The organism is Streptomyces sp. CB02959 (genome assembly GCF_002803155.1).
Lineage (GTDB): Bacteria > Actinomycetota > Actinomycetes > Streptomycetales > Streptomycetaceae > Streptomyces.
Map to the genome: position 1 here is coordinate 158402 of NZ_NNBP01000006.1, position 21831 is coordinate 180232.

The 21831-nt window shown below is 70.8% G+C and carries 24 protein-coding genes and 1 pseudogene; 15 read left to right on the forward strand and 10 right to left on the reverse strand.

All coding sequences use genetic code 11. The features are described 5' to 3' along the window. Nucleotides 1-52 precede the first annotated feature (52 nt). The gene (locus CG747_RS12235) at nucleotides 53-844 is read right to left on the reverse strand and encodes a VOC family protein (protein ID WP_100601718.1); all 792 of its coding nucleotides are present in this window, start codon (nucleotides 842-844) and stop codon (nucleotides 53-55) included. 240 nt (nucleotides 845-1084) lie between these two features. Here CG747_RS12235 and CG747_RS12240 point away from each other — a divergent pair, with 240 nt between their 5' ends. The 4 genes from CG747_RS12240 to murJ all read left to right on the forward strand — a co-directional run bounded on the left by CG747_RS12240 (nucleotide 1085) and on the right by murJ (nucleotide 6540). Beyond that, nucleotides 1085-3493, forward strand: a complete 2409-nt coding sequence (locus CG747_RS12240; RefSeq protein ID WP_100601719.1) for a SpoIIE family protein phosphatase — start codon at nucleotides 1085-1087, stop codon at nucleotides 3491-3493. Between the two features lie 99 nt (nucleotides 3494-3592). Then, complete coding sequence (locus CG747_RS12245; RefSeq protein ID WP_100601720.1) at nucleotides 3593-3784, forward strand: hypothetical protein; 192 nt, start codon at nucleotides 3593-3595, stop codon at nucleotides 3782-3784. A gap of 105 nt (nucleotides 3785-3889) precedes the next feature. After that, nucleotides 3890-4396 (forward strand): DinB family protein, encoded by a 507-nt coding sequence (locus CG747_RS12250; RefSeq protein ID WP_100601721.1) that lies wholly within the window; start codon nucleotides 3890-3892, stop codon nucleotides 4394-4396. A gap of 365 nt (nucleotides 4397-4761) precedes the next feature. After that, nucleotides 4762-6540: a murein biosynthesis integral membrane protein MurJ gene (murJ, locus tag CG747_RS12255; protein WP_100601722.1), complete on the forward strand. Its 1779-nt coding sequence runs from the start codon at nucleotides 4762-4764 to the stop codon at nucleotides 6538-6540. A 251-nt stretch (nucleotides 6541-6791) separates the two neighbouring features. Here the strand turns inward: murJ and CG747_RS12260 are convergent, their stop codons facing one another. The 3 genes from CG747_RS12260 to CG747_RS12270 form a co-directional block, all read right to left on the reverse strand. Continuing rightward, nucleotides 6792-7025: a hypothetical protein gene (locus CG747_RS12260; RefSeq protein WP_100601723.1), complete on the reverse strand. Its 234-nt coding sequence runs from the start codon at nucleotides 7023-7025 to the stop codon at nucleotides 6792-6794. 238 nt (nucleotides 7026-7263) lie between these two features. After that, nucleotides 7264-8112 carry an LLM class flavin-dependent oxidoreductase gene (locus CG747_RS12265; protein WP_100601724.1) on the reverse strand — a complete coding sequence of 283 codons (849 nt, stop codon included), beginning with the start codon at nucleotides 8110-8112 and terminating at the stop codon, nucleotides 7264-7266. Nucleotides 8113-8266: 154 nt separating this feature from the next. Further along, complete coding sequence (locus tag CG747_RS12270) at nucleotides 8267-8719, reverse strand: SRPBCC family protein (protein WP_100601725.1); 453 nt, start codon at nucleotides 8717-8719, stop codon at nucleotides 8267-8269. 55 nt (nucleotides 8720-8774) lie between these two features. Here CG747_RS12270 and CG747_RS12275 point away from each other — a divergent pair, with 55 nt between their 5' ends. Further along, nucleotides 8775-9257 carry a MarR family winged helix-turn-helix transcriptional regulator gene (locus CG747_RS12275; RefSeq protein WP_100601726.1) on the forward strand — a complete coding sequence of 161 codons (483 nt, stop codon included), beginning with the start codon at nucleotides 8775-8777 and terminating at the stop codon, nucleotides 9255-9257. Between the two features lie 194 nt (nucleotides 9258-9451). Beyond that, nucleotides 9452-10039, forward strand: coding sequence for a hypothetical protein (locus CG747_RS12280; RefSeq protein ID WP_100601727.1), 588 nt, complete (start codon nucleotides 9452-9454; stop codon nucleotides 10037-10039). Nucleotides 10040-10078: 39 nt separating this feature from the next. On the opposite strand, the gene CG747_RS12285 is transcribed toward CG747_RS12280, so the two are convergent. Beyond that, a complete protein-coding gene (locus CG747_RS12285; protein ID WP_100601728.1) occupies nucleotides 10079-10537 on the reverse strand; it encodes an Lrp/AsnC family transcriptional regulator in 459 nt (152 codons plus the stop codon). A 128-nt stretch (nucleotides 10538-10665) separates the two neighbouring features. Here CG747_RS12285 and CG747_RS12290 point away from each other — a divergent pair, with 128 nt between their 5' ends. From CG747_RS12290 to CG747_RS12300, 3 genes are all read left to right on the forward strand, one after another. Then, nucleotides 10666-11352: an AzlC family ABC transporter permease gene (locus CG747_RS12290; RefSeq protein ID WP_374701770.1), complete on the forward strand. Its 687-nt coding sequence runs from the start codon at nucleotides 10666-10668 to the stop codon at nucleotides 11350-11352. Then, the gene (locus CG747_RS12295; RefSeq protein ID WP_100601730.1) at nucleotides 11345-11674 is read left to right on the forward strand and encodes a branched-chain amino acid transporter permease; all 330 of its coding nucleotides are present in this window, start codon (nucleotides 11345-11347) and stop codon (nucleotides 11672-11674) included. Before CG747_RS12290 ends, CG747_RS12295 begins: the two co-directional genes overlap by 8 nt. A gap of 86 nt (nucleotides 11675-11760) precedes the next feature. Then, the gene (locus CG747_RS12300) at nucleotides 11761-12648 is read left to right on the forward strand and encodes a DUF2268 domain-containing protein (RefSeq protein ID WP_100601731.1); all 888 of its coding nucleotides are present in this window, start codon (nucleotides 11761-11763) and stop codon (nucleotides 12646-12648) included. Nucleotides 12649-12812: 164 nt separating this feature from the next. On the opposite strand, the gene CG747_RS12305 is transcribed toward CG747_RS12300, so the two are convergent. The 4 genes and pseudogenes from CG747_RS12305 to CG747_RS49275 all read right to left on the reverse strand — a co-directional run bounded on the left by CG747_RS12305 (nucleotide 12813) and on the right by CG747_RS49275 (nucleotide 16639). Beyond that, complete coding sequence (locus tag CG747_RS12305; RefSeq protein WP_100601732.1) at nucleotides 12813-13688, reverse strand: GNAT family N-acetyltransferase; 876 nt, start codon at nucleotides 13686-13688, stop codon at nucleotides 12813-12815. Nucleotides 13689-13719: 31 nt separating this feature from the next. After that, entirely contained in the window at nucleotides 13720-15171 is a 1452-nt protein-coding gene (locus CG747_RS12310; protein WP_100601733.1) for an amino acid permease, read from the reverse strand. A gap of 158 nt (nucleotides 15172-15329) precedes the next feature. Then, a pseudogene (locus CG747_RS12315) lies at nucleotides 15330-16288 on the reverse strand (hypothetical protein). Nucleotides 16289-16507: 219 nt separating this feature from the next. Beyond that, nucleotides 16508-16639 (reverse strand): hypothetical protein, encoded by a 132-nt coding sequence (locus CG747_RS49275; protein ID WP_257980361.1) that lies wholly within the window; start codon nucleotides 16637-16639, stop codon nucleotides 16508-16510. A gap of 335 nt (nucleotides 16640-16974) precedes the next feature. Between CG747_RS49275 and CG747_RS49280 the strand changes: the two genes are divergently transcribed. After that, entirely contained in the window at nucleotides 16975-17097 is a 123-nt protein-coding gene (locus CG747_RS49280) for a hypothetical protein (protein WP_257980362.1), read from the forward strand. Next, on the forward strand, nucleotides 17094-17627 hold the full coding sequence (locus tag CG747_RS12325) for a transposase (RefSeq protein WP_180985499.1): 534 nt from the start codon (nucleotides 17094-17096) through the stop codon (nucleotides 17625-17627). The genes CG747_RS49280 and CG747_RS12325 overlap by 4 nt, the downstream gene beginning before the upstream one ends. A gap of 190 nt (nucleotides 17628-17817) precedes the next feature. Here CG747_RS12325 and CG747_RS12330 read toward each other — a convergent pair whose 3' ends face one another. Further along, nucleotides 17818-18084: a PLDc N-terminal domain-containing protein gene (locus tag CG747_RS12330; RefSeq protein ID WP_100601735.1), complete on the reverse strand. Its 267-nt coding sequence runs from the start codon at nucleotides 18082-18084 to the stop codon at nucleotides 17818-17820. A 233-nt stretch (nucleotides 18085-18317) separates the two neighbouring features. Here CG747_RS12330 and CG747_RS12335 point away from each other — a divergent pair, with 233 nt between their 5' ends. The 4 genes from CG747_RS12335 to CG747_RS12350 are packed head-to-tail and all read left to right on the forward strand — an operon-like array spanning nucleotide 18318 to nucleotide 21823. Next, nucleotides 18318-19241, forward strand: a complete 924-nt coding sequence (locus tag CG747_RS12335; protein WP_073449547.1) for an ATP-binding cassette domain-containing protein — start codon at nucleotides 18318-18320, stop codon at nucleotides 19239-19241. Continuing rightward, nucleotides 19238-19969 carry an ABC transporter permease gene (locus CG747_RS12340; RefSeq protein WP_100601736.1) on the forward strand — a complete coding sequence of 244 codons (732 nt, stop codon included), beginning with the start codon at nucleotides 19238-19240 and terminating at the stop codon, nucleotides 19967-19969. The genes CG747_RS12335 and CG747_RS12340 overlap by 4 nt, the downstream gene beginning before the upstream one ends. Nucleotides 19970-20003: 34 nt before the next feature. Next, complete coding sequence (locus tag CG747_RS12345; RefSeq protein WP_100601737.1) at nucleotides 20004-21182, forward strand: sensor histidine kinase; 1179 nt, start codon at nucleotides 20004-20006, stop codon at nucleotides 21180-21182. Continuing rightward, a complete protein-coding gene (locus CG747_RS12350) occupies nucleotides 21179-21823 on the forward strand; it encodes a response regulator transcription factor (protein WP_100601738.1) in 645 nt (214 codons plus the stop codon). The genes CG747_RS12345 and CG747_RS12350 overlap by 4 nt, the downstream gene beginning before the upstream one ends. Nucleotides 21824-21831 lie beyond the last annotated feature (8 nt).

The window sequence follows — 21831 nt, forward strand, 5'->3', positions numbered from 1 at the left end:
GGAGCCGGGCCGACGCCGGAAGAAGGGGTGGGCGACCGGCGCCGGACCCGCGTCAGGACGACATACTGGGCCCCGTCACCGTGAACAACCCGCCGTCCGGGTCGCGCACCATCGCCCGGCTCCCGTGCCCGTCCCGGGTCGACGTCACGGGCGTCGCGGTCCCGCCCGCCGCCACCGCGGCGTCGATGGCGGCGGCGACGTCCGGCACCCGGAAGTGCACATGCCACTGCGGCCGCACCCGCGGGTCCGGGGCGGCCTCCACCCCGCCTCCGCGCAGCGCCGCCACCACGTGCGTGCCGTCGTGCACGATCACCTGGTCGTGCTCGTACGTCACCTGGCAGCCACCCGGTTTCTCCGAAGCCCAGTCGAAGACCTCGGCGTAGAAGATGGCCGCGGCGAACGCGTCCCTGGTCCGCAGTTCCAGGATCGCCGGGGCGTGGCCGGTCCCCACCGACCAGGACAGCGTCTGCCCCTCCCAGAAGCCGAAGGTGGCGCCGTCCCGGTCCGCGGCGAGGGCGGCCCGCCCGGGGCCGAGCTTGAGCGGTCCGACGGCCACCGTCGCGCCCCGCTCGCGGACCCGGGCGGCGATGTCGTCGGCGTCCGTCACCGCGAAGTACGCGGTCCAGGCCACCGGCACCTGGAAACTCGGCGCCAGCGCCCCGACCCCGGCGACCGGCTCCCCGTCGTGCAGGGCGACTGAGAACTCCTCGCCCAGACTGGCCGGCCGGAAGTGCCAGCCCAGCACGGCCCCGTAGAAGCGCTGCGCGGACCGCAGGTCGCTGGTCATCAGGCTCACCCAGCAGGGCGCACCGCGGACCGGTGCGGTCGGGCGTGGGGACGGCATGGACATCGGCCTCCTGTGGCGACCGGGCCGGGCCGGTCCGACGGGTGAGCGGGGAGCAGTCCGCGCGGGTCGGCGCGGAGCACGGCCGGGCCCCCGGCGCCCCTCCCACTGTGCCAGCGACCGCCCGGCCCCGCACCAAGGGAGACCCGCCCCGCCGGTCGCCCGCTCGGGGCAGGGCCGGTTGTGCGGGTGGGGACCGGGCTCGATGCTGGAGGTACTGAACCGGGCTGGATTGATGCCATGAACGCATGGAGCGCGGCGACGAGCGCCGACTTCCGTGGTCCCCTCGACGTCACCAGGGCGGCCACAGCGGTTCTGGACGCCCGGGGACGGGTCATCGGGTGGAGCGCGGCGGCCCGGAAGCTGCTGGGGTACGCACCCGAGGAGATCATCGGCCGGCCGGCCGACACGTTCCTGCTGGAGCGGACTCCGGACGGCGCGGGACCGCCGACCGTGGAACCGACCACCATCGAGACCCGTACCGCCCGGCACGCCGACGGCCACCAGCTGTCGGTGGCGATCACGACGTGCCCGCTGGCCGACGCGCCCCAGGGCGCCGGGCCGGGACCGGCCCGGGTACTGGTGGCGACGGCACTCGGCGACCTGCGCCAGTGGGAGGCCCGGCAGGCGATGCTGCACGGCCTGGCGACCCAGTCGCCGGTGGGCCTGGCCATCTACGACAACGACCTGCGGCTGACGTGGTTCAACACCTCCTACGGGCGGGAGGTCGGGCTGCCGCTGCGGGAGTTGAGCGGCAAGCTGGCGGACGAGATGTATCCGGGCGAGTTCGTGACGGAGGGGTACCCCTCCAGCCTGGACACGGTGATGCGCCACGTGCTGGCGACCGGTGAGCCGTTCCTCGACCTGCACTTCGTCGGCGAACAGCCCACCGACCCGGGGACCGAGCACATCTGGTCCTGCTCCTACTACCGGCTGCAGGACCCGGACGGGCGGGTGCTGGGGGTGTGCGAGGACTCCTTCGACATCACCGACCGCTACCAGGCGCAGCACCGGCTGAACCTCCTGGTGGAGGCCGGCCGCCGGATCGGCACCACCCTGGACATGGTCGGCACCGCACGGGAGGTGACCGAGGTCGCGGTACCGGAATTCGCGGCCACGGTCACCGTCGACCTGCTGCGGTCGGTGCTGGAGGGCGGCGATCCGGATCCGGGCGAGGGCGGCGTGCCGGACCTGGTCCGGGTGGCCTCGCGCTCCCGGGACGACCCGCCGGACCGGCCGGCGGACCCGCCGTACCCGGTCACGTACGAGCGGGGCACGCTCCCGTACCGGAGCCTGTCGTCGGGCGGGTTGATCCGCACCGAGCGGACGATCGTGGTACCGCTGCGGGCCGGCGGCACCCCGCTGGGGCTGGTGACCTTCGACCGCGAGGACAGCCCGGCGGTCTTCGACAGCGGCGAGGTCGAGCTGGCCGACGAGCTGGTCATCCGGGCCGCGGTCTCGATGGACAACGCCCGCCGCTTCGCCCGGGAGCACGCCGCGGCCCTCACCCTCCAACGCAACCTGCTGCCCCAGCGCCTGCCGCCGCAGTCCGCGGTGGACATGGCCTACCGGTACCTGCCCAGCGACGACCGGGCCGGGGTGGGCGGCGACTGGTTCGACGTCGTCGGACTGTCCGGCACCCGGGTCGGACTGGTGGTGGGGGACGTCGTCGGACACGGCCTCCAGGCCGCGGCCACCATGGGCCGGCTGCGGACGACCGTACGGGCGCTGGCCCGGATGGACCTGGCGCCCGACGAGCTGCTGAGCCGGCTCGACGACCAGGTGGGGCAGACCCCGGAGGAGCGCGCGGCGGGCGCCGTCGCGGAACCCGCCCCGGACGACGTGGCCGCCGGGGTGACCTGCCTGTACGCGGTCTACGACCCGGTGTCGCGGCACTGCACGATGGCCCGGGCCGGGCACCCGCCGCCGGCGATCGTCGGCCCCGGGGGCGAGGTCTCCTTCCCCGACCTGCCGGCCGGTCCGCCGCTGGGGCTGGGCGGCCTGCCCTTCGAGTCGTGGGAGACCGAGCTGCCGGCCGGCAGCCTGCTGGCCCTGTTCACCGACGGACTGCTCCGGGGCGGGAACCGTGACGTCGACGCCGGACTGGCGGTCCTGGGCGACGTCCTGCGGGAGAACCAGCGCCCGCTGGAGGAGCTGTGCGACCGCGCGCTGGCGGCGCTGCTGCCCGGCGGGGCGGCACCGGACGACGCGGCGCTGCTGCTGGTGCGGACCCGGGAGCTGGACGCCCGGCAGGTCGCCGCCTGGGAGCTGCCCGCGGAGCCGGCCGCGGCGGGCGCCGCCCGTGAGCTGGCCACCCGGCAGCTGGCGGAGTGGGGCCTCGCGGAGCTGTCGTACGCGACCGAGCTGATGGTGAGCGAGCTGGTCACCAACGCCGTGCGGCACGCCTCGGGGCCGGTGCACCTGCGGCTGCTGCGGGATCTGGCCCTGGTCACGGAGGTCTCCGACACCGGGCACACCTCGCCGCACCTGCGGTACAGCGCGAGCGACGACGAGGGCGGCCGGGGGCTGTTCATCGTCGCGCAGCTGGTGGAGCGCTGGGGGACGCGGTACGCGCCGTTCGGCAAGACGATCTGGACGGAGCAGGCGTTCCCGCCGCACTATCCGGGAGCTCCGCGGCCGGTGGGCTGAACAGGTGGGCCGGGGTACGCCGTGCGGGTCTCCGGCGCCGGTCCCATGATGGAACCAGCGAGGTCCCGGCACTCGGCGGGCGCGGACAGAGGAGGACCTGTGACGACCAATGGCAGTAAGACCCCGGCCGTGCGCCGGCCGGCGGAGCTGTACACCGGTAGCGAGCGGCCCTTCGACGCGGAGGACCTGGTCAGGGCGTCCGGGCGGGAGCCCACTCCGGAGAGCCTCCAGTGGGCACAGCGCCTGATCGAGGAGAAGGGGCGGGCAGCCCTCGAACGGTATCTGCCGTAGCGGCGGTGCTCCGCCGCCACACATCCGTACGGCCCGGGTGCGACGGCCCCCGGGCCGCGACGTACCCCGCGGGCCCCGCCCCGTCCCCCACTACGCTCTGCGTGCATGACAATCGAACGCATCGATCCGCCCCGACGTGCCGGTGAGCGGGAGACGCTGCGCGCCTATCTCGACTTCCACCGCGCCACGCTCGCCATGAAGACCGAGGGACTGACCGACGAGCAGCTGCGACAGCGCGCCATGCCGCCGTCCACGCTCTCCCTGCTCGGTCTGGTCCGGCATATGGCCGAGGTGGAGCGCACGTGGTTCCGCCGGGTGGTCAACGGCGAGGACATTCCGCTGGTCTGGTCCGACGAGGGCGACTTCCAGGCCGCGTTCGACGACGCCGGCACCACCGGCGCCTCGGCCTTCGCCGCCTGGCAGGAGGAGGTGGCCCACTCCCGGCGCATCGAGCGGGCCGCCGAGTCCCTAGACCTCACCGCGTACCAACCCCGGTGGGGCGAGGACGTCTCGCTCCGCCTGATCATGCTGCACATGATCCATGAGTACGCCCGGCACAACGGCCACGCCGACTTCCTCCGCGAGGGCGTCGACGGAACCGTAGGCCCCTGACCCCCAACGAAAAGAGGTCCCTTTCCACCACGGGAAGGGGACCTCTGCGGAGCGCCCGGCCTGCCTTGCACCTGCATCTCCCACCGGTTGGTGGACGTCTTGCCTTGGACCACGGACGCGCGAACTCCCGCCCGGAGGGCCGGATTTCGATCATGATCACACGGGAATTGCGGGGCGCCTCCCCTCGATGACCGCAGGCCGATCACGGCAGCGGATCCCGCCGCAGGAACGCGGAGACCACGGAGGACACGACCGGAAAGTCCCGGTCGGCAGCGACCCGTGCGCAGTTGGCCGCGGCGGGGTGCGAAAGTGTCCGTCGAGCCACGACGGGCCGCGGGGGCCCGTCCTGACGAGGAGGAACAGGCATGGCCGCGCCGCACGAAGAGACCGACGGACGAGGAGGACTCCCCGGTCATCCGCCGGACGACACCCTGCCGCTCCGCATGCCCGCACGGCACGCCCCTGCGTCTCCCCGCACGGCGCCCACGTCCGAACCCGAACCGAAGGGCGGCACCGCCCGCCTGGCCAAGTCCAGCGCCCTGATGGCGGCGGGCACCATCGTGTCCCGGATCACCGGGTTCCTGCGCACGCTCGTCATGGCGGCCGCGATCGGCGTCGGCACCCTCAACGACTCCTACCAGGTCGCCAACACCCTGCCCACGATGATCTACACGTTGGTCGGCGGCGGGGCGCTGAACGCGGTGTTCGTGCCCCAACTCGTCCGCGCCGTGAAGAACGACAAGGACGGCGGCGAAGCGTACGCCAACCGGCTGCTCACCCTCGTCGTCGTGGTCCTCGCCGGCGCCACCACGCTCTGCGTGCTGGCCGCGCCGCTCCTGGTCCGCATGATGTCGCCGGACATCGCCGCCGACCCCCAACGGATGGCGCTCACCGTCGCGTTCGCCCGCTACTGCCTGCCCACCATGTTCTTCATGGGGATCCACGTCGTGCTCGGGCAGATCCTCAACGCCCGTGACCGCTTCGGCGCGATGATGTGGACCCCGGTCCTCAACAACGTCGTCACCATCGCCGGCTTCGGCGCGTTCATCTGGGCCTTCGGCGGCTTCACCGACTCCGGCGTCGGCCCGGCGACCATCACCCCCGAGGGGGTCCGGCTCATCGGCCTGGGCACCCTGCTCGGACTGGCCGTACAGGCGCTGGCCATGCTGCCGTATCTGCGGGAGGCCGGCGTCCGGCTCCGCCCCCGCTTCGACTTCCGCGGACACGGCCTGGGCAAGGCCGTCGGCCTGGCCAAGTGGACGCTGCTGTTCGTGCTCGCGAACCAGGTCGGCTTGACCGTCGTGACCCAACTCGCCACCAAGGCGGGCGCCACCGCCGAACGCGCCGGCCACACCGGCGCCGGCATCACCGCGTACAACTTCGCCTACCAGATATGGCAGATGCCCCAGGCGATCATCACCGTGTCGGTCATGACCGCCGTCCTGCCCCGCATCTCCCGTGCGGCCCACGCGGGCGACGCCACCGCCGTCCGCGACGACATCTCCTACGGTCTGCGCACCTCCGCCGTCGCGATCGTGCCCTGCGCCTTCGCCTTCCTCGCCCTGGGCACGCCGATGGCCACGCTGCTCTACGCCAGCTCCGGCACGGAGGGCGCCCAGGGCATCGGCCACGCCCTGATGGCCTTCGGCCTGGGCCTCATCCCCTACTCGGCCCAGTACGTCGTCCTGCGCGGCTTCTACGCCTACGAGGACACCCGCACGCCCTTCTACAACACCCTGGTCGTCGCCCTCGTCAACGCCGCCGCCTCGGCACTGTGCTTCGCCCTCCTCCCCGCGCGCTGGGCCGTCACCGGCATGGCCGCCTCCTACGGTCTGGCCTTCGCCGTCGGCATCGCCGTCGCCTGGCGCCGCCTGCGCAAACGGCTCGGCGGCGACCTGGACGGCGCCCGCATCCTGCGTACCTACACCCGTCTGTGCGTCGCCGCCGCTCCGGCCGCGCTCGCCGCCGGCGCCGCATCCACCGCCCTGCTCCACGCCGTGGGCACCACCGCCCTGGGCTCCCTGACCGCCCTCCTCGCCGGCACGGTCGTCCTTCTCGGCCTCTTCCTGGCCCTCGCCCGCCTCCTCAAACTCCCCGAACTCAACGCCCTGTTCACCATGGTCCGCAGCCGACTCGGACGTTGAGCCGACCGGGCACACCGCCTCCGACCGGGACATCGAGCCGAAGGGCGACAGCCCCTCCCCCAGAGGCGGAACACGTCCTCGGCCATGCCCTTTCCCCACTCCCGGCCCGGGCCCGTCCCTCCCCCTGTGCTCCCTCCGCCGCCGTGCACGGCGTCCGTCCCGCACCACCAACCGGGCCTCGGCCACTCCCTCGCCCCGCAATGACGGCCGGACTCGATCGGCGACCGCTCCGGGCCACATCTGACAGGGCGTCATGACCGGTGCCCCTCCCCGGTCATTTCCTTCAGTGCCCTCCGGGCGGCCGGTGCATGGCCGGGGATATCTGCCCAGTAGGGGTGCGTGGCGATCTGCACGGAGAGCCGCTGGAGCCGACGGCGCAGCACGGTCGTCTGCGCGGGGCTCCGCTCCGCGGCGAGCTGTCGATAGGCGGCGTACCAGGCGGATTGAGCCTGTACGAGGTCGGGAGGAAAGGTGTAGTGCGTCATGAACCAAATTGCATCACATGTTCGAATTACGGTGCAGCACTCACAAGAGTGAAAGAGCCGGCGAGGTGTGGTCGGGTAGCCGGAGACCATTGCTGATCCCCGGCTACCCGACCACACGAAGAAGCCATCCAACGGATCGCCACCGAGAACACCACGCCCAAGCAGCGAGTCGCTCGCACCCAGGTCTCCGCTGCCTCGACGATGCCGCAGTGGCAGCCTTTCGGCTCTCGCCGACCGTTCAGGCGACGATGTCGGCGAGCCGGGTTACTTCGTCGAGGTCGTCTGTGGCGGGGACGAAAATGATCTCGTCGACACCGAGGCCGGCGTACTCCGCGGTGGACTGCTCGACCATGTGCGGCGTAGTGCAGAGCACCACGTTGCCGGCGATGTCTTCGGGCGCCAGCCGGTAGAAGTCCCGGATGTTCGTCCGGCCGGTCTCGGGGTCGCCCAGTGCGAAGTAGGCGAGTACGACGAGTTTCGGAGCGCCCTGGCGGCCTGCCTCCCGCCAGGCTCGTTTCGCCGCCTCGAAACTGGGCGCCGTCATGGCCACCGGCAGCGAACCCCCGATGTAGCCCTCACCCCAGCGCACCATGCGGTCCAGCGCGCGAGCCGAGTACCCGCCGAACAGCATGGGGACTTGCCGGGTTCCCGTCGGCACGGCCGGGTTCGGTCCGTCGCCGACCGGCGCGCCGCCCCAGACCTCGCGGTAGGTCGCCAGGTCGGCTTCCAGCCGCCCGCCGCGACCGCGGAGTCCATGCCCCGGCACGGTGAATTCGTCCTCGCGCGACCCGACCCCGACGCCGAGCGTGAGGCGGCCGCCGGAGGCACCGTCGATGCCCGCGATTTCCTTGGCCAGCAAGGCAGCGGGCCACGTCGGGGCCAGCAGGACCGCGCTGAGCAGTCCGATCGTGGTGGTCGCCCCGGCCGCGACGGCCAGCGCGACGGTGTCGCTCACACCCGGGTACGCGTAGCGCCCGGTCGTGGCGAGGGTGGAGAACCCCGCTTCCTCGGCCCGGACCGCCCAGCGTGGAATGGTCGACGCGGTGACGTCGCGGACCTGATTCGGAAGTCCGATGCCGATCTGCACAGTGATTCCTCCCTGCGGCGGGGTCGATCCTCAAGTCAGGGTCTGCCGGGAAGGGACTCGAAATAGAGACGTGCCGCCGAGCCCGCGGTCCTGCGCCCGCCGCAGGTCTCGCTACGGGCGGGCCAGCCGGGTGGGGCCGACTCGGCTGGTCGGTTCAGACGCCGTTCTCGACCAGTGCCTTGAGCCGCGGCAGAGTCTTCTCGATGCCCTCGGCGTTCCGGCGCGGCAACGGTGTGCGCACGAGCAGTCCGCGCATCGGCGAGGTGGAGAGGTCGCAGGTCTCGGTCACCCGCGTGCCACCGTCGACCTCTTCGAGTTCGTAGCGCCAGCGGTGTTTGCCGGGGTTGCACCACGCGATGCGCCGGTCCGCCTCGAACTCGACGACCGTGTTGACGATCTGGTAGCGCACACCGAACATCTTCATGGCCGTCTTGAACGTGGCGTTCAGGCCCAGCCGGTCCGGTCCCGAGACCGCGTTCTTCACGGTGCCAGAACCGTCGAAATCGGCGTGGCGGTGCGGATTGGCGACTATGGAGAACACCGCCGAAGGTGGTGCGGCGATGACGATGTCGCGCGAGATCCGGAGTGGACGGGGCGTGGATGACATGCGGTCTCCTGGTTCGCCTGTTGCGGGCCGAAGCACTACATGACAGCATGCTGTCATGTCCGACAAGCTAACGACACGACAGCATGCTGTCAAGAGTGCCGATCGAACCTGTGACGCCTACAGCGCACTGATCGACCAGGTCGGCAGACTCACCAACGTCGTCGAGGCGATCGGCAACGGCATCGCCCGACCCACTGGCCAGAGCCTGGCGCGCTGGCAGGTCCTCGCCGAGGTCGAAGAAGAAGCCGCCCCCGTCGGGACCATCGCCTGCCGGCTCGGCCACACGCGCCAAAGCGTCCAGCGTGTGGCGGACCTCCTTGTCGCCGACGAACTCGCCCGCTACCGCCCCAATCCCGCGCACCAGCGGGCCAAGCTGCTCGAAGTCACCCCGACCGGCCGCGCCGCCCTGCACAGGATGCAGGCGGCCTACGCCCAACTCGCCCTCCGCACCACCGAAGGGCTCGACCCCGAGAGGCTGGAGCTCGCACGCGAGACCCTCGGCGAACTGCAACGCCGCCTCGAATCCGAACTACCCTGACCCGCCAGGCTCTCGAACCCACGCCGCCGACCGATGGAGACCAGGAACTCCAACCCGGGCCGGCGCCTCTCCGTCACCATCCCGAACGCGGTCCCACCCCCGCGCCGCCTCGCGGACTCGCGCACGTCAAGATCACGTACGGATCCGCGGTACCACCGTCAGGACCCTTGGCGGACAGCGGATATAACGCAGGGGTGGAAGAAAAGCCCGCCCTGCCGCCCAGCCCGTCGCTGACCGCCTTCGGCCTGCTGCTCGCCGCGGGTGTGCTCGCGCTGGCCGTCTGGCTGGTGTCCTTGCTCTGGGGCCCGTTCGCCTATCGCGCGGCGCTGGCCGGCACTCCGGGCACCCTCACCGCGCCCCACTGCCACATCACCGGCAGCGGCAAGTACAGCAGGCGCGACTGCACCGGCACGTTCGTCGCCCTGGAGGGCCCGTTCACCGATGCCTCGGCACACGCCTACGAGGTCGCGCGCTTCGACGACAGCCCGATCAGGCTGCAGCGCCGGTCCGACGGCGGTTACACCCAGCCCCTTTTGCCGCGCGCCGCGACGATCCTCGCCGTCGTCTTCGGCGTCGTGAGCGGCGCGGCGGCACTGCTGCTCTTCCTGTGCCTGCTGCCCCTGCGGGTCTCCTTCGGCAAGGGCGCACGGCTCAGCGCGAATCCGCAGCCCTGGGGTGCGCTGCTGTGGCTGCTCAGCAGGGTGTCCGCGGGTGCGGCGGCCGCGGCGGCCGTCTGCCTCATCATGGTGGCCGTGCTCGCGGTGGCCGAACGGTTCCTGTGATGCCGGACGGCCACGACGGGCCGACCTCCGAGCGGCCGTTCAGAGGTCGGTCTTGATCTTCTTCATGGTCAGGTGCGACTCCACCCGGAGGACGCCGCGCAGGCCCGTGAGCTTGCCGGTCAGGAACGCCTCGTAGGCGGCGTGGTCGGCGACCGTGACGCGGAGGAAGTAGTCCGGGCGACCGAAGAACCGGCGCAGTTCGATGACTTCCTCATAGGACGCCACGGTGTCCTCGAACTCCTCGACGGTCTCCCGATCGGTGGCGTACACCTCGACGTCGACCAGGACCTCCAGGCCCCGACCGACCGCCGCGGGATCGATGACGGCCCGGTAGCCGGCGATGACCCCGACCTCCTCCAGACGCTTGACCCGGCGCAGGCACGGCGGCGGAGTCAGCCCCACGCGCTTGGCCAGCTCGACGTTGGTCAGCCGCCCGTCCTGGCGCAGATGAAACAAAATTTCGCGGTCGATGGCATCGAGGTCAATTTCATTGCTCACAGATTGATTCTACGGGCATAATCAGCAACCATATAAGATCCATTTGGTCGTAAAATTTCGGCATGGCAATACCCTCGGCCGCCGTCGACGCTCCCGCTCGGCCCGCGCCTCCCGCACCCTCGCCCCGGCTGCCGCCCCAGGCCCGGGCCGCCTTCAAGGACTCCACCTCCGTGGGCCTCGGCCTCGTCCCGCTCGGCCTCGCCTTCGGCGTCCTCGTCGCCCACTCCGGTCTGGCCTGGTGGTGGGCGAGCCTCTTCACCACCCTGATCTACGCCGGATCGTTCGAGTTCCTGCTCATCGGCCTGGTCACCGCCGTCGCGCCGCTGGCGACGATCGCCCTGACCGCCTTCCTCGTCAACATCCGGCACGTCTTCTACGCGCTCTCGTTCCCCCTGCACCGCGTCGAGGGCCGGCTCGCCAAGACCTACAGCACCTTCTCGCTCACCGACGAGGCATACGCGCTGTCCACCGGCGAGCGGGCCCGGTCCTGGCCCAGCCGCCGCATTCTGTGGCTCCAGTTGTTCATGCACCTGTACTGGGCCGGCAGCGCCACTGCCGGGGCACTGCTCGGCTCGCTGATCCCCGACGGCGTCACCGGACTGGACTTCGCCCTGACCGCCCTGTTCGCCGTGCTGGCCCTCGACGCCATCCGGGACCGTCGCGGCGATCTGCCCACCCCCGCCCTCGCCCTGATCAGCGCCCTGGTCGCCCGCCTCGCCTTTCCCGAGCAGCTGCTCCCGGCCGCGTTCGCCCTGTTCACCGCTGGGCTCCTGGCCCGCCACTTCGTCACCGGCAGGAGGGCCGCCCGTGCCTGACACCCCGTACCTCATCGCCGCGGTGGCCGTCTCCGCCGCCGTCACCTGGGCCCTGCGCGCCCTCCCCTTCGCGGCCCTCGCCCCGCTGCGCGCGAGCCGGACCGTCCGGTACCTCAGCCACCGCATGCCCGCCGGCGTCATGGTCATCCTGCTCGTCTACTGCCTGCGCGACCTGCCGGTGACCGAACCGCGGGCGCTCGCCCCGCTGGTGGCCCTGGCCGTCACGATCGGTCTGCACCTGTGGCGCCGCAACGCCCTGTTGAGCATCCTCTGCGGCACCACCGTCCACGTCGTCCTGGCGAGCACGCTCTTCGCCCACTGAGCGCCCACCGGAGCCTTGCTGGGCGGGTGCCGGCTTCGTCGACGGGCTTGACCCTCCGGTTACCGGAGGCCCTACGGTCCTGAGACATGAAGATCGTTGTTCACGACACGGCGTCCGCGATGCTCGACCTCCTCCAGCGCCCGCAGGAGGAACGGCCGGACGCCCTGCGGAAGATGCTCAGCCCGCTCCAGGGCCCCCTTTCGGTGATGGGCGACGTGGATCAGGTCCAGTGGCACCAACAGGGCAGTGGTTTCCGCCTCGACCGGGAGGACCCGCGGTACGTGGCCGCCCTGCACCAGATGCGGGACGCGCGGGTGTGGGACCGGGTCGAGGACTCGCTCACGGCCGCATGGGAGCGGATCGACGCCGCGGTTCCCGGGATCAAGCACGCCGAGACCGTGCATGTCGTCCTGGTGCTCGGCGATCCCGACGACCACCACCTGACCGTCCGCAGCGCCGGCTATTTCGGTCTGGGCGGGTTCCCCGGCGCGATCCACCTGCTGATGTGGCCCACCGAGACGAGCCTGGCGAAGATCGGCCACGCCGCCGCGCACGAGCTCCACCACAACGTGCGCTACGCGAACGTGGTCTGGAACCCGGCGACCGTCACGGTGGGGGAACAGGTCGTCGCGGAGGGGCTGGCCGAGGCGTTCGTCCGGGAGTTGGCCGGTGAGCAGGCCATGGGCCCGTGGGCGACGACGCTGTCCGGCACCGAACGGGACCATGCGTACGAGAGGGTCACCGGCGCGATCGACCTCGCCGGTATGCAGAACCTCCCGCCGTACGTGTTCGGCGACGCGACCGCAGAGCTCCTGGGGAGCGAGCCCGTGGGGTTGCCGGACTTCGCCGGGTACGCGACCGGGCTGCGGATCGCGGACGCCCACCTGGCGGCCTCCGGCCTGACCGCCGCCCAGAGCGTCGCCCTGCCGGCGCGCGAGGTCCTCCGCAACGCCGGTGTACCGACCGACGCGTGACCGTCCGGGTGCGCGCGCACCCCTCGCTCACGGGCATCCACCGCTCGCGGGCGGACCCGCGCCGCCGGCGTGGCGTACGACGGCGCTGCCGCGGACCTCCCGAGGACTTGATCTTCGGAAGGTCCGCGGCAGTGGTCGGCCGGGCGCGCGCTGCGGGACTCCGGTCAGCCCAGTTCCAGGCTGGTCACACCGAAGGTGCGGGACGCGTCCACGGGCGGGACCGGGCCGGTGTACATGCGCACGGTGTGCGAGCGGGGCGTCAGGCCACGGCTGGTGGCCAAGGTGTGGGCGGGGGTGTTGGGTTCGGGGATGTCGAGGCTGACCTCGTCGGCGGGGTCGAGGCAGGTGGTGAGGGCGTCGAAGAGAGCTCCGGCGGTCTGCGGGGTGTCGGCGAAGAGGGGGCCGACGCGGTAGCCGGAGTGCGCCGGGCGGAGCACGCCGTATCCGGCGACCTCGCCGTCGCGGAGGTGCACCCGGGCGGTGTGGCCGGGGGCGGTCAGCCAGCGGGCGACGAAGCCGCGCCGATCGGCGGGGAAGCAGCAGCGGTCGTAGGCGGCGATCGCGTCGAGGTGGGCGGCGGTGACCGGGTGGGTGTCCGGGGAGGGCGGGGCGCCGGGGGTGGGGCGGCCGGTGTACCTCAGGGTGTCGTGGGCGGTGGTGAAGCCGGCGCGCCGGTAGGTGTCCTGCTGGGAGGGGACCCCGTCCAGGCCCACGGTCCGGGCCCCGGCGTGCGGGAAGGCGGTGCGCCAGGTGGTGAGGCCGAGGCCCTGGCCGCGGAGGCCGGCGGCGACGAGGTAGTAGCCCAGGAAGGCGTAGTCTGCCGAGTAGTTGACGATCGAGAGGGCCGAGACGGTGCGGTCGCCGAGGCGGCCGAGGTAGAAGCCGTCGGGGTCGGTGGGGTGGAAGCGGGCGATGTCGTCGTCGCCGGGGTTCCAGCCTTCGTCGGCGGTCCAGCCGACGATCTCGTGCCACTGGTCCAACGGGGCCGCGGTGACGGTGAGTTCGCCGCTCGCCGGGGTGGTGTGGATGGTCGGTCGCATCGGGGGTGCGTCCCTTTCTGGTGGGGCCGGGTCAGATCAGGTCCATCGCCGCGACCTCGTCGGGGCTGCCGTAGCTGACCGGCCCCTGGAAGCGGCGGCGGGCGGTGGCGAACCACCAGACCGTGGCGATCACGAGGACCACCGCCAGTGCGATCGGCGCGTAGTTGAAGGAGTCCAGGGTGACCGGGTACTGCTGCGGCAGCATGAAGAGGAGGTTGCTCACCACGATCCACAGGACGGCGATCGCGGCGACCGGCCTGCCGTAGCGGCCCAGGTTCCACGGTCCAGGCTGGAAGTCGTCCAGTCGCAGCCGGAGGAAGATCGGCACGCCGTAGGAGAGGAAGAGGCCCACGACGTTGACGCTGACGACCGCGGTGAAGGCGGTGTGCGACCACCAGCCGGGGATGACCAGGACCAGCGAGCAGGCGGCGGCCAGCCAGACGGCCTTGACGGGGGTGCGGGTGCGGTCGGAGACCGAGTGCCACCAGCGGGAGCCGGGCATCGCGCCGTCGCGGGAGAAGGCGAAGATCTGCCGGGTGTTGCTGGTCATGTTGGCCAGTCCGCAGAACAGCATGGCGCCGATGACGATCAGCAGCAGGAGCTTCGCCGTCTGTACGCCGAGCGCGTCGATGAGAATCTGCACCGGCGGGGCGTCGGCCTTCGCGGCGTGGCCGTAGTCGCGGATGGCGTACACCAGAGCGAGCATGAGGATCAGTCCGGTGATAGCGGAGCAGCTGATGGCCCACATGATGCCGCGCGGGGCGGTGACGGTCGCCTTCACCGATTCCTCGGACATGTGGAAACTTCCGTCGAAGCCGGTGAACGTCCAGCTGCTGACGAGCAGACCGAGCATTCCGCCGTAAATGGCGTTGGTGAAGCCCGTGTTGTTGGCGAAGTGGGTGATGAAGGACGGTTCTTGATGATGCGTCGGAATCAGGGCGAGCGTGCCGACGATGACCACCATGCCGACCAGCAGCCACCACACCGAAATACGGTTGAGTACCGCAACCAGTCGCACGGTGTAGGTGTTCGCGAGGGCTTGCACCAGCAAAATCGCCGCGGTGATGGCGACGGTCTGCGGCGCGGTGGGCTCGTACGAAGGCCATTGCATGGCGATGAACGCCTGGATGAAGGTGGCGGCGGCGAAGTTGGTGGCGGCGGTGCCGCCGACCTGGCCGACGAAGTTGAGCCAGCCGGTGTACCAGGACCAGGCACCCTGGTGGCGCTTGGCGAGCTTGCCGGCGGAGAAGTAGAGCGCCCCGCTGGTCGGGTACTTGGAGGCGATCTCGCCCATGGCGGCGCCGACGAACAGCACCATGACGGAGACCGCGATCCAGCCGAATATCAGGATGCGCGGGCCGCCGGCGTTCAGGCCGAAGCCGAACGAGGAGAAGATGCCGGAGATGATATTGATGATGGTAAAAGAAATGGCGAAATTGTCGAAGGCCCGGAATCTCCGGGTGAGTTTCCGCGGATAACCCATGGCATGCAGGGTCGCGTCATCATCGAAGGCGGCGGGGTCCACACCGTGCGGGAATTTTGAGCGGGCTTTGGCGCGGACTGGGGAGGACGTACGATCGGACACTACCGAAACCTTTCTGTTGGTGGGGACAACGGTTCGGTGGGGATACGGTCAGTGCGTCACAGATCGTGCGGAACGGGGAGTCCGCACGCTCTTCGTGCTTTGGTCAGTTGNGCTCTGCCGGATCACCGAAGACACTCCAGGGCATCCGTGACGCATAAGGACCCATGGCCGTCAGGACTTCACGGGACTCGAATTCGCACTTCGCCATGAACAGCGCATGGGCGAGATAGGCCAGATCCACGACCGGGGTGAAGCGGTAGTCGGCCACGGTGGGGAACCAGTTGCGGTGGACGCCCGACGCGGCGGTGATCCACTGCGGCTGCTCCCAGGTGCGGTCGGCCAGCAGTGCGGCGGGGTTGTAGTCCTCGACGAGCGCCACCAACGGCAGCAGCCGGAGCGGCGAGGAGGCCGCGGCGCGCTGGCTCAGGAAGGCGGCGACGTCCCAACTGGCACTGGACGAACCGCCGTAGCGGGTGAAGAAGAAGGACAGGAAGCGGTGATGGGCCTCGCGGTGCCAGGGGTCGAGCCGGAGGATGTGCGCGAAGAGATACCAAGGCCCGGTGGGTGAGGTCAACAGCCCCTGGGGAGCGGGATCCTGAGGGCGGTCGAGCCGGGCCAGGGCGAGCTGGGCGACCCACGGCGTGGGGTCCTCGGGCGCCAGTTTCGCGGCCCGTTCGCAGGCGGCGCGCGCTATCCGGTCCAGGGCGCCGGCCCGCCGGTCGCCGGCGTCGGCCATGCGCAGTGCCCGTAGCATCGCCACGCGGGCCCATAACAGGGCGGCGTCCGGCCCCGGTTCTTCGGCGAGCCATCGTTCGGCCAGGTCGGTACCGGCCGCTTCGGAGGCCAGCACGAGTGACCGGTGGGCTCGTAGTTCGAAATCCTGACGGGTCTCCCGCAGTACCTCATGAACGCTGAAGTAGCGCCCGACGCGGACATCCATACACGCTCGCGCCAGCGCCCGGTCATCGGCTGCTGGACTCCATACGTACTGCCCCTCGAAAGAGCCGGACGGCATGTTCCCCTCCTGGTGCACGCGGGTGCCTTGCGGCACCTGCGCATTCGTCCATGCCGAATTCGGCCGGACCGCCACCGCTGGTCAGTCGGCAGCGGGCCACACCCTACTCATTTCCTCCTCTTTACGAAAACAGTCGTCTGGAATATCTGGTTCCGCACCTTTTCGCCACAAGGAGTTTGAAACGCAAACCTCTGCGTCAGCAGCTTATGGCTGGCATATTCACTCGATCTGGCGGACCAGTCGCGCCACCGGCAGGGCGCCGCCGGCGACGCTCCACCGTGCGGGCGTCCGGCGCGGTGCGCCGCCGACCGGCGCGAAGACGGCGGAGAAGGCGGCGGAGGAGGCGAACACCGGTACCACACGGATGCGGAGGCGCAGCAGGGTCGAGCCATCGCCCCGGACCGGGAACGCGCGGGACCGAGCGCGCAAAGGAGTCGGCCGAGCGCTCCGTCGCGTCCGGCATGGTCCCGGAACGGCCGGTGACGGACGATCATCTGCGCCGAGGCACCGGCATACGCCGACCGCCGGGCCGCCGCGGGCGGCGGCCGTCTTCGGCACCGCACTCGATCCGGCCGGGCCGGGCACCCGCCGACCGGACCGCCGCACATTGGTTGAATGCCGCAATGCCTTAGTACTGCAATCACAGTTACTGGTAGGACAGTTGTGAGCTCTGCCGGTGACTGTGGTTGGACGACCGTGAGCGGTGCCGGGCGGCCGGTATCCCTGACGAGGTGCCGTTCGCGACGAAGAACGAGCACTTCCGGTGGATGCTGCAGCGTGCGATCGACGCCGGGGTGCCGTTCGCGTGACCGCGGACGAGGCGTACGGGCAGGTCAAGCACTTGCGTGTGTGGCTGGAACAGCCCGGGGTCGGCTATGTGCTGGCCACCAGGGTCAACGACACCGTGATCACAACCGGCTGGCGTGAAGTCCGGGTGGACGAGCTGGTCGCCGCCTCGCCCCGGCAGGCCTGGAAGCGCCTGTCCGGTGGCCGCGGCTCCCACGGCGAGCGCGTCTACGACTGGGCTCGGGTGACGATCCGCCCCGTGGGGGAGGACGGTGTCGGCCACTGGGTCCTGGCCAATCGCTCGGTCAAAGACCCCACCGACATCGCCCACTACGTCTGCTACGGCCCCGTCGGCACCCGCCTGAAGGACCTGGTCAAGGTCGCCGCGGCCAGGTGGGCCGTCGAGGAATCGTTCCAGGTCGCGAAGAACGAGTGCGGCCTGGACCACTACCAAGTCCGCCGCTACGACGCCTGGTACCGGCACATCGCCCTCGCCATGGCCGCACTCACCGCGATCCGCTCCCGCGAGCTGGAAAAAGGGGCTGCCGATTAGGGCAAACCGCCGCCCTGATACCCCTGTCCGTCGCGGAGATCCGCCGCCTCATCGGCCTGGTCCTCCGCCCGCACCGCCTCACCCCACAGCACCATCTGCGCTGGTCATGGTGGAGACGCCTCAGCCGAACCCGCGCTCGCCGCAGCCACTACAAACGCCGAGGCCACATCCAGCAACTGTGATTGCAGTACTAGGCGAAGCGTCGCCGCCGTGAGGCGTCGCGCCGGCCGAAGACGAACCACAGCAGGCTGCCCAGGAACGGGGCGATGAAGGCGAAGACGATCCAGACCAGCTTCATCCCTCCGCTGAGGCGCGAGGCGGTGATGCTGATCAGCGCACCCACGAACAGGGCCGCATAGAGGAGGATCGGCAGGATGATCAACCCGGCCGCCATCAGATGGTTGGCGTGGACGGAGTTGGCGGCCAGGAGGGTGTGCTGCGTAGTCAGCGTGCGCATGGGAACTCTTCCTTTCCGATTGCGCCGAGGCGCGAGGTGAATCCGGCTGCCTCCATGCTGTGCGAGCAGCCCTGAGGGGACGTCCCTCTTTCCGCCGCTCCCAGTTGGACAAAAGTCGTAGGCGGGGCTGACCGGTCGCGTGATGCGGCGACCCGTGAGACCGGCGCAGTCTTGAGGAGTTCGTCAGGGCGGGCGCACTGATACTCCGCCCACCGCTTTTTGCGAGGAGAGCGATGATCACTGTTCAGGGACTCAACAGGCGCTACGGGGAGACGGTCGCCGTCGACGACCTCTCCTTCACCGCGCGACCAGGTGCCGTCACCGGATTCCTCGGCCCCAACGGCGCCGGGAAGTCCACGACTATGCGGCTGATGCTCGGCCTGGAGCACGGCGGCGGCCGGACGACCTTCGGCGGCCGTACCTATCGTGAACTGGCTGATCCGGTGGGGACGGTGGGGGTGCTGCTTGATCCGGGGGCAGTGCATCCCGCCCGCAGTGCCTACCAGCATCTGCGGATGGTGGCGTCCGGGGCCAGAATCGGCGAGCGGCGGGTGCGGGAGGTGCTGTCGCTGGTCGGCCTGGACGACGTTCGCCGCCGCCGGGCCGGCGGCTTCAGCCTTGGTATGCGCCAGCGGCTGGGGCTGGCCACCGCCCTGCTCGGCGACCCCGAGTACTTGGTTCTGGACGAACCGGTGAACGGCCTCGACCCGGAGGGAGTGCACTGGACCCGCGCCCTGCTGCGCGATCTGGCCGAGGAGGGTCGTACCGTCTTCGCCTCCTCCCATCTGCTCTCCGAGATGGCGCTTACCGCCGACGAACTGGTGGTGATCGGCCGGGGCAGGCTGATCGCGGCGCAACCGGTTGAGGAGTTCATCGCCGCGTACACCCGATCGGAGGTGGTGGTGCGCACAGCAGGTGCGGAGGCTCTACTGGCAGAGCTGGGCGCGCAGGGCGCAACCGCTCGCCGCGAGGGACCGGACACCGTCGTCGTCGAGGGCCTGGATGCCGACCAGGTGGGGGAATTGGCGACCCGTGCCGGAGTGCGGGTGCGTGAGTTGCACACCCGCCAGAGCAGTCTGGAGGATGCCTTCCTCGCCGCCACCGCCGAGGCCGGCCAGTACACCGGGCAGCGAGAGCACGGGAGGAAGGCGGCATGAGCGCCAACGTGTCCAGTTCCTCGGGCCCCGCCCTTCCGGCCCTGCGCTACGCCTGGGCGGGGCTGCGCACCCTGCGGTCGACCTGGGTGCTGAGCGGCCTTATGGTCCTGCTCCAGCTCGGCTTCGCTCTGACCGACAACCGGACCGGCAGCACCGGAACTGAGCAGTTCACCAAGGGTCTGTCCCTGATGCCCCTGCTCACCGCGGTGCCGATCGCGGCCCTCGGAGTGAACGCCTTCGGCATGGAGTACCGCCATCGGACGATCACCACAACGGTGCTCACCCTCCAGTCCCGGGCCTGGATTGTTGCCGCGAAGGCCCTGGTGGTGGCCGCCCTGGGCGCGGTGACCGCCGCGGTCGCCGCCGCAGTGGACTACCTGGGCGTGCTGATCATCGGCCAGACCACCCCCGACTCGGGTCCGGCGCTCGCGGCGGCGGGCGCTACCGTGCTGTATGTCACGCTGACCGGGCTGGTCGGCCTGGCGCTCGCAGGGCTGACCAGAAGCGCCGTGGCCGCGCTCAGCATCACCGTGCTGTGGCCGCTAGTGCTGGAGCCACTGCTGGCAAACGCCCTCAATCTCGATTCGCGGATGGTACCCTTCGCCGCGGCCAAGCAGCTGGCCGCAGCGACGCCGGGCGCACACGGCTACGAGGCCTTGCCGCTGCTGGCACTGACGGCCCTTCTGCTGGCCGGAAACGCCCTGGCCCTCTCCCGGCGGGACGCCTGATCTGAACGGAAAGTCGGGGCGGAAGGACAAACACATGGAGAATCCGGGAGCGGCGCCGGGCCCTGCCCCGACCCGGCGCCGCTGGTGGCTGGCCTGGTGGGACGGCCGATTCCGGTCGCTCTGCTTCGACTTGCTGGTCACCGCCATGATCCTGCAGGGCGTATCCGTCCACCATGCGGCGCCTACGCTGCTCGTCGTCTGCGCCCTGGCCGTCTGTGCTCCCGCGCTGCTGCTGCGCAGGCGGTTCCCGTGGCTGCCGGTCGCCGCGACGGTGCTGGTGGCCTTCACCGGTGCCGCGAGCTGGGTGTCCTGCGTCGCCGGGTACACGGCGGCCCGCCGCTGGGGGCCATGCCGACGGCTCTGGATCGCCGGCTCAGTCCTCGTCTTCGCGATCATCCCCGGCTACTACCGGGGACTCGCCGGAAGCGCGGACCGGCTCGCGTACATCGCGGTCGTACCGCTGCTCGCGGTGGCGGCCTCGGCGCTGCTCGGGCTGTGGGTCTTCCAGCGGGGCGCACTACTCTCCAGCCTGCGGGACCGGGCCGAGCAGGCGGAACGCGAACGGGATCTGCTCGCCGAACGCGCGGTCGAAGCCGAACGGCGGCGGATCGCAAGGGAGATGCACGATGTGGTCGCGCACCGGGTCAGCGTGATCGCCCTGCAGGCCGGCGGCCTGTCGGTGAGCGCCCCGGACGAGCGAACAGCGGAGATCGCCGAGGTGATCCGCCATTCCAGCGCCAGTGCCCTGTCCGAGCTCCGTGACGTGCTCAAGGTCCTCAGGGACGATCAGCCGCCGGCCTCCAGTTCCGGGCCGCCCGCGCTGGACGGTATCGCCACGCTGGTGGACGACGCCACCACGGCGGGGGCGAACCTCCGGGCGGACCTCCCCGATCCCCTTCCGCAGGTCTCCGGAGCCGTGGGCCGGGCCGCCTACCGCGTGGTCCAGGAGGCCCTCACCAATGCCGCCAAACACGCCCCGCACGCAGCGATACGCATCTCGCTCGAAGTGGCGCAGGACCAGCTCCAGGTCACCGTCGCCAACCGGCGCGGAGCCGTCCGAGGCACCGCCGTCCCCGGCTCCGGCTACGGGCTGATCGGTATGCGCGAACGCGTCACCCTGGCCGGAGGAACCCTGCGTACCGGCGGGACCGACGACGGCGGGTACCGTGTCCGGGCGGTCTTCCCCCTGGGTACGGATGAGGTTGCGGCGTGAGCGTCAAATTGGTGCTGCTGGACGACGAGGAACTGGTGCGCGAGGGCATCCGGCTCATCCTGGACGCGGACCCGCAGGTCGAGGTCGTCGCCGAGGACGGCGATGGATCGGCCGTCATGGAGCTCGTCGCCCGCCACCGCCCGGATGTGGTGCTCACCGACATCCAAATGCCCCGGGTCGACGGACTTGAGGTGACCCGACGCGTCACCGCGCTGCCCAACGCCCCGGCCGTGGCCATCCTCACCACCTTCGACCTGGACGAGTACGTCTACGCCGCCCTTCAGCACGGCGCAGCGGGCTTTCTGCTCAAGGACACCCCGCCACGCGAACTCGCCCGCGCCGTCCACGTCCTGGCCCGCGGCGAGGCGATGCTCTCGCCGAGGATCACCACCAAGCTCCTCTCCGAGTTCTCCTCCCGCGCCCCCGCCAAGGCAGCGAGGTCCCGGCTGGAGGCCCTCACCCCACGCGAGCGCGAGGTCGCGGTGGCCGTCGCCCAGGGCATGAGCAACGCGGAGATCGCGGGCCACCTCCATATGAGCCAGTCCACGGTGAAGGTCCACATCGGCCGCATCATGACCAAACTCGACGCTGCCAACCGCACCCAGGTCGCCATCCTCACCCACGAAGCCAACCTGGCCTGACGCAACGT

What these genes read in the sequence shown, in the direction of transcription:
- CG747_RS12275 (WP_100601726.1), top strand. Translation starts at nt 8,775, where the DNA reads ATGTCCGACAAGCTAACGACACGACAGCATGCTGTCAAGAGTGCCGAT.
- CG747_RS12340 (WP_100601736.1), top strand. Translation starts at nt 19,238, where the DNA reads ATGAGCGCCAACGTGTCCAGTTCCTCGGGCCCCGCCCTTCCGGCCCTG.
- CG747_RS12270 (WP_100601725.1), bottom strand. Translation starts at nt 8,719, where the DNA reads ATGTCATCCACGCCCCGTCCACTCCGGATCTCGCGCGACATCGTCATC.
- CG747_RS12310 (WP_100601733.1), bottom strand. Translation starts at nt 15,171, where the DNA reads ATGGGTTATCCGCGGAAACTCACCCGGAGATTCCGGGCCTTCGACAAT.
- CG747_RS12250 (WP_100601721.1), top strand. Translation starts at nt 3,890, where the DNA reads ATGACAATCGAACGCATCGATCCGCCCCGACGTGCCGGTGAGCGGGAG.
- CG747_RS12235 (WP_100601718.1), bottom strand. Translation starts at nt 844, where the DNA reads ATGCCGTCCCCACGCCCGACCGCACCGGTCCGCGGTGCGCCCTGCTGG.
- CG747_RS12305 (WP_100601732.1), bottom strand. Translation starts at nt 13,688, where the DNA reads ATGCGACCGACCATCCACACCACCCCGGCGAGCGGCGAACTCACCGTC.
- CG747_RS12330 (WP_100601735.1), bottom strand. Translation starts at nt 18,084, where the DNA reads ATGCGCACGCTGACTACGCAGCACACCCTCCTGGCCGCCAACTCCGTC.
- CG747_RS12240 (WP_100601719.1), top strand. Translation starts at nt 1,085, where the DNA reads ATGAACGCATGGAGCGCGGCGACGAGCGCCGACTTCCGTGGTCCCCTC.
- murJ (WP_100601722.1), top strand. Translation starts at nt 4,762, where the DNA reads ATGGCCGCGCCGCACGAAGAGACCGACGGACGAGGAGGACTCCCCGGT.
- CG747_RS12345 (WP_100601737.1), top strand. Translation starts at nt 20,004, where the DNA reads ATGGAGAATCCGGGAGCGGCGCCGGGCCCTGCCCCGACCCGGCGCCGC.
- CG747_RS12335 (WP_073449547.1), top strand. Translation starts at nt 18,318, where the DNA reads ATGATCACTGTTCAGGGACTCAACAGGCGCTACGGGGAGACGGTCGCC.
- CG747_RS12300 (WP_100601731.1), top strand. Translation starts at nt 11,761, where the DNA reads ATGAAGATCGTTGTTCACGACACGGCGTCCGCGATGCTCGACCTCCTC.
- CG747_RS12260 (WP_100601723.1), bottom strand. Translation starts at nt 7,025, where the DNA reads ATGACGCACTACACCTTTCCTCCCGACCTCGTACAGGCTCAATCCGCC.